We start from the raw sequence: 5,847 nt of genomic DNA on the forward strand, positions 1-5,847 counted from the left end.
ACGTATTCGATCACGAAGTAGGAGGCACTGACATCGAAACGGGAATCGCTACTGACATCCCACTGGGAAGTCTCAACTGGGCCGTCCGCAGCTTTATAAGGCTTCTGAGCTGCGGTTTCCCGGAATGAAACCTTGACTGGCGCGCTCGTCTCACCGAGCCTCTGTCAATCTGTAGCGGCGTGTCCTGTCAATCTTCACTGCATCTCGACAGTTTGTAGGTTCCACTGTCCTTTGCCATTTGATCTGAGGCATCGTCGGTGTGTCTGAGGCAAGTACAAGGTTTTTGCCACTAAGTTGAGGCAGACCGTTCCCCACCTGCGCGTTCAGGAGGCTGGTGCCTTGGCTGGTGTCGCTGCCGTAGGGGCTGGGGAGGATTACCAGGTCGAGTTCATAGGCCCGGATGGACAACGGTGTGAGGTCCCGTTGTCGTCGTGTGCGACCGTGCGGTTCGAAGACGCCTCGCCGGTGCGCGGATTCCCGTCGTATCGGGGGCAACGGAGCTTTCCAGGCCTGTGGTGGTCGGCTACGACGGGTTCGCATGTCGGGTACGAGTCCTGGCTGGAGCGGGACTGGCTGATCGCCTTCGACTCAAGTCCTGAGGTGACGGGGATCGGTTCTCAGCCGTTTCGGTTGTCGTGGCGAGCAAAAAAGACCAAACGGCACACCCCCGATTACTTCCTGCGGCTGCGTGACGGCGGAGCAGTGGTGGTGGACGTGCGGGCCGATACTCGGATCGACGCCGAGGATCAGGCGGTGTTCGACACGACCGCGGCGGTGTGTGAGTTGCTCGGTTGGCAATACCGCCGTTTCGGTGAGATGGATCGGGTGCGGGCAGCAAACCTGCGGTGGTTGTCGGGCTATCGGCACCCGCGCTGCCGACGGGTGGGGCTGGCACCGAAGCTGGTCGAGAGCTTCGCTGTGCCGCGGCCGCTCTTGCTCGGCGCCGAGGACGTAGGCGATCCGATCGAGGTGCTGCCGACCCTGTTTCAGGCCAGTGATCTCGAGGACGCGCTCGCCAGCGTCGACGCGGCGATCCGGAAGATCGACTCGACCTCGAGGTGGTCGCCGCCAACCGTGGCGGAATGAACGGCATGGACGGCTTCATCGCCGAAGTCGCAGAGGTCGGCGTCGGCAATGCTTGCCGCTACATCCGTGGTGGGGACGCTGTCTACCAGTGGATAAATGACAACGGCCCTGTGGACCTGATGCGTAGCGGCGTGAAGATCCAGCAGAAATTCGTCGCGGCCGGTGGCCGCTTCGGCCTCGGCGCGATCACCGAGCACCTCCACAGGTATCCCGACTTCGTCGCCAGCGGCGGGAAATACCAGATCCCCCGCGACCGCTTCGAGGTGATCCAGAAGCTGCACGCCATGCCACGCGAGGGAGCCGGCACGCTCCTGACGCGAGGCGGCGACGGTCCGTCGCTCACGGATTGGGAGCGGGTCCAGGTCTTTTTCGGCGAGGGATCTGTCGGCATCGGGTCGCTCGAGCCCTCCCACCTGAGGTACTCCGAGGTTCAAAAGGGCGCCTATCAACTGACGCTGGACACGGAGGAGGATTCCCTCCGCTCCACCGACCAGTCCCTACGGGACGATGCCTACCACAGAGGCCGGCCGACTCTGCGGGAAGGCGCGAAAGCCACACTGGCGGCCGCCGCCATCGAGGGCGGGCCGCTTTGGTGCTGGCCGAGGTTCGGAGAGAGCAGGTTGCGGAACCGATTGTCTCGGAATTGCGGCCGCAGCACGCCGAGTCCGTGCCCGAAAGGTACGATTTTCCCTGGTCAGCGGTGGGTTCAGGAAGACCCGGCACGGCGCCGGGTCTAGTGTGCGACGACGTGAATACACGCACGAGCGCGTGGCCTGCTCCGCTGCGGCGGGTCGGCGCGCAGGTGATGCGCAGCCCGGCCCGGGTGGTGGCATCGAGTTTCGCTCTCGCCCTGCTGGTGGGGACCGCCTTGTTGTTGGTGCCGGCCGCGACGCAGTCCGGGGTCGGTGCGGGAGTGTTGCCGGCATTGTTCACCGCGACGTCCGCGGTGTGTCTGACCGGGCTGATCGTCGTCGACACCGCGACCTACTGGTCCGGATACGGGCACGCGGTGATCGTGGCGCTGATCCAGGTCGGGGGATTCGGCATCATGACGATGGCCTCGCTGATCGGCTTGGTGCTGGCCAACCGCATCGGGCTGCGGGCCCGGCTCAACGCCGCCGCAGAGGTCCGCACCTCCGGACTGGGGGATGTCCGGTCCGTGATCGTCGGGGTGGTGCGTACCAGTGTGCTCATCGAAGCGGTCGTGGCGACGGCGTTGGCGGCCCGGTTCGTGATCGGCTACGACGAATCCGTGCCGCGGGCGGTGTGGCTCGGGGTCTTCCACGCGGTCTCGGCGTTCAACAATGCCGGGTTCGCGCTCTACAGCGACAACATCATCGGCTTCGCCGACGACCCGTGGATCTGCGTGCCGCTGCTGGTCGCGGTGGTCCTCGGCGGGATCGGTTTTCCGGTGTTGTTCGAGATCGGCCGGCATCTACGCGGCCGCAGCCGCCGGTGGTCGCTGCACACCCGGTTGACGGTGACGGTGACCGCGGTGTTGCTGGTGCTCGGCCCGCTGCTGGTCCTGCTTCTCGAGTGGCGCCACACCCTCAGCGGCCACCCGCTCGGGGCGAAACTGCTGATCGCCACCTTCCAAGGGGTCATGCCGCGCACGGCCGGGTTCAACAGTGTCGACTACGCCCAGATGGACGAGGCGACGCTGCTGGTGACCGATGTGCTGATGTTCATCGGTGGCGGCAGCGGCGGCACCGCCGGCGGCATCAAGGTCACCACCTTCGCGGTGCTGCTGTTCGTCATCGCCGCCGAGGTGCGCGGGGAGAAATCGGTGACGATCTTCGACCGGCGCATCGACCCCCGGGTGCAACGCCAAGCCCTGTCGGTGGCCTTGATCGGGGTCGCGCTGGTGGTGATCCCGACCCTGGCCCTGCTCGCCGGCACCGGATTCGATCTCAACGCGCTGCTGTTCGAGGTGATCTCCGCGTTCGCCACGGTGGGACTGTCCACCGGCATCACCGCGCAACTACCGGCCTGGGGACAGCTGATCCTTGTCGTATTGATGTATCTGGGCCGGATCGGTCCGATCACGCTGGTCAGCGCGCTGGCCGCCCGGGAGAACAATCGCCGTTTCGAACGTCCCGTAGAAAGGCCCTTCATTGGCTAGAAAACCCGCCGCTGACGTCGTCGTGGTCCTCGGTCTGGGCCGGTTCGGCAAGTCGCTGGCGCTCGAGTTGATGGCGCAAGGCACCGAGGTGCTCGGCATCGACTCCAGCGAAGCGGTGATCGACAAGGTCTCGAATCGGCTCACCCATGCCGCGGTCGCCGACACCACCGACGAGGAGTCCCTGCGCCAGCTGGCGGTACAGGAATACGGCCGGGCGGTCGTGGGGATCGGCTCCGATCTCGAAGCGAGCCTGCTGACGGCGTCGGCGCTGATCAACATGGCGGTGCCGAACGTGTGGGCCAAGGCGATCAGCAATGCGCACGCAAAGATCCTCACCCAGATCGGAGTGCATCATGTCGTGCGGCCCGAGCACGACATGGGCAAACGCGTCGCGCATCTGGTGCGGGGCCGGATGATGGACTACATCGAGTTCGATGACGGTTTCGCCATGGTCAAGACCAGCCCGCCGGCGTTCATGGTCGGCCAACCCTTGGCGCAGACCACCATCCGTAGCCGGTACAAGGTCACGGTAGTGGCGATCAAACGACCCGGCGAAGGGTTCACCTATGCCACCGCCGACACCATCGTCGCTCCGGGCGACACCATCATCGTCTCCGGTCAGGTCCGTGACACCGAACGTTTCGCCGAGCTGACCTGAGCCCCGACTCCTCCTCGGATTGGGGGGATGAGTCACAGCGAACCGATCAGGATCAGCAGCGGCCGGATCGTTCGGCGGTACCAGAATGCCGAACCCGAACGAAGACACAGTCGGGTCGTGCACCGACCGGTTCACCGAGGAGCGGCCAGTCCGGTCTCCGAGGTCTCTAAGCTGACGGGCATGACTGGGACAGTCCTGTGAGCGGCCGACGGATGGGTGCGTTCGATCATGCCCGGTAAGTTGCGGGTGCCGCTGCGGCGTTCGGACACCCTCACCGACCGTCCCGACTTCGCGCTCGTGGGTGTGCTGCGCGTACCGCAGGAGCTCACCAGTCCGGGCCGGGCGATCGTCCGCCGAATCGGGTACGCCCTGGCCGCGCTGATGGTGGCAGTGGTCGTGGTGTATCTGGGTCGGGACGGCTACCGCGATGTACAGGACAATCCGTTGTCGCTGCTCGACTGCATCTACTACGCCACCGTGTCACTGTCGACCACCGGCTACGGCGACATCGCACCCCTGACACCGCAGGCCCGGCTGACCAACGTCCTGGTCATCACACCGCTGCGGGTGTTCTTCCTGATCGTGCTGGTCGGTACCACCTTGTCGGCGTTGACCGAAAGTTCACGGCAGGCGTTCAAGATTCAGCGGTGGCGTCGGCGCACCCGCAGTCACAGCGTGGTCGTCGGGTACGGCACCAAGGGCCGCAGCGCTGTCGATGCCCTGCTCGCCGATGGACTCCCTCCGTCGGAGATCGTGGTGGTCGACACCGATCCGATCAGTCTGGACATCGCGTCGCGCCAGGGCCTGGTCACCGTGCAGGGTTCGGCCACCAAGTCGGATGTGCTGCAACTGGCCGGGGCGCGGCATGCCGCCTCGATCGTCGTGGCCGTCAATCGTGACGACACTGCGGTGCTGGTGACCCTGACCGCCCGCCAGCTCGCCCCCCAGGCACGCATTGCCGCCGCGGTCCGCGAGTCGGAGAACACCCATGTGTTGCGCCAGTCCGGTGCCGACACCGTGGTGGTCTCGGCCGAGACGGCGGGCCGGTTGCTGGGGCTTGCTCCCACGACGCCCACGGTGGTGGAGATGATCGAAGACCTGCTGACCCCGGAGGACGGTTTCGCGGTCTCCGAACGCGAGGTCGCACCCGACGAAGTCGGCCTCCCGCCACGCCAGTTGCCCGAGATCGTGCTCGGTGTCGTCCGTGACGGACAGTTGATCCGGGTGGATTCTCCCGAGCTCGTCGTCGTCGCCGCCGACGACAGGCTGCTGTATCTGCGCGTGGAGTCGAACTGATACCGGTTGCGCGAGAACTCCGGTAGCGGCACGCACTTCGGTGCAGGTGTCCTGCTCCTACAACAAGGGGGCACGATGGACTGGTCCCTGAGGGACTTACGATCTGCACCGGAGGCACAATGACCGACGATATGACCGGAGCTCCTTACCGCAACGGCGTTGGCAGCACCGCCTTGATCGCCGGTATCGCGGCGGCGGTGTTCGCTTTCGTGCCGTTCGTCGGGGACCTCGTCACCGTCCCCGCCGGGGTGATCGCCGTGGTATGCGGATGGATCGGCCTGAACCGCGTCGACAAGGGCCTCGCGTCGAACCCACGCGAGGCCCTGCTCGGCGGCGGGCTCGGCGTGGCCGCCTTGTTTGTCGTCTTCCTCGTCTTCGCCGCGACGTCCGCCGGCTGATGCCCGCCGTGCGCTGCGGTCCACGCATGTCGATGTGCGGTACGGTCGACAAACATTAGGTGACACTAAAAGTCACGATGGCTCTTCGGCTGACCCTCGACACCTGTGATGTTTGACGATCCCCAAACAGCACACTCCGAAACGGCCTGGCACTCGATCGCATCCTGCCGAATCGAGTCGCCGGACCGTCCTGTTTAACCGTCCTGCATCTGGATCTCGTATCGCTGACCCAAACAGTGCGGTGGTCGCCTCAGGGTTGGAATCCTGATCGGATATGCCCGATGCAG

Annotated in this window: 6 protein-coding genes; all 6 read left to right on the top strand. The window is 65.3% G+C overall.

Going from position 1 to position 5,847, the window contains the following annotated elements:
- Nucleotides 1-441 precede the first annotated feature (441 nt).
- The 6 genes from NVV99_RS25880 (at nt 442) to NVV99_RS25905 (ending at nt 5,560) form a co-directional block, all read left to right on the top strand.
- Nucleotides 442-1,086 carry a TnsA-like heteromeric transposase endonuclease subunit gene (locus tag NVV99_RS25880; protein WP_084295198.1) on the top strand — a complete coding sequence of 215 codons (645 nt, stop codon included), beginning with the start codon at nt 442-444 and terminating at the stop codon, nt 1,084-1,086.
- The gene (locus tag NVV99_RS25885) at nt 1,083-1,823 is read left to right on the top strand and encodes a hypothetical protein (protein WP_019288851.1); all 741 of its coding nucleotides are present in this window, start codon (nt 1,083-1,085) and stop codon (nt 1,821-1,823) included. Before NVV99_RS25880 ends, NVV99_RS25885 begins: the two co-directional genes overlap by 4 nt.
- 68 nt (nt 1,824-1,891) lie before the next feature.
- A complete protein-coding gene (locus NVV99_RS25890) occupies nt 1,892-3,208 on the top strand; it encodes a TrkH family potassium uptake protein (protein ID WP_050993449.1) in 1,317 nt (438 codons plus the stop codon).
- Nucleotides 3,201-3,866, top strand: a complete 666-nt coding sequence (locus NVV99_RS25895; protein WP_033098630.1) for a TrkA family potassium uptake protein — start codon at nt 3,201-3,203, stop codon at nt 3,864-3,866. The genes NVV99_RS25890 and NVV99_RS25895 overlap by 8 nt, the downstream gene beginning before the upstream one ends.
- Before the next feature lie 228 nt (nt 3,867-4,094).
- On the top strand, nt 4,095-5,162 hold the full coding sequence (locus NVV99_RS25900) for a TrkA family potassium uptake protein (RefSeq protein WP_033098631.1): 1,068 nt from the start codon (nt 4,095-4,097) through the stop codon (nt 5,160-5,162).
- Between the two features lie 119 nt (nt 5,163-5,281).
- The gene (locus NVV99_RS25905) at nt 5,282-5,560 is read left to right on the top strand and encodes a hypothetical protein (protein WP_019288855.1); all 279 of its coding nucleotides are present in this window, start codon (nt 5,282-5,284) and stop codon (nt 5,558-5,560) included.
- Nucleotides 5,561-5,847 lie beyond the last annotated feature (287 nt).

This window comes from Rhodococcus sp. PAE-6, from assembly GCF_025290685.1.
In the GTDB taxonomy this organism is placed as follows: Bacteria; Actinomycetota; Actinomycetes; order Mycobacteriales; family Mycobacteriaceae; genus Rhodococcus; species Rhodococcus pyridinivorans.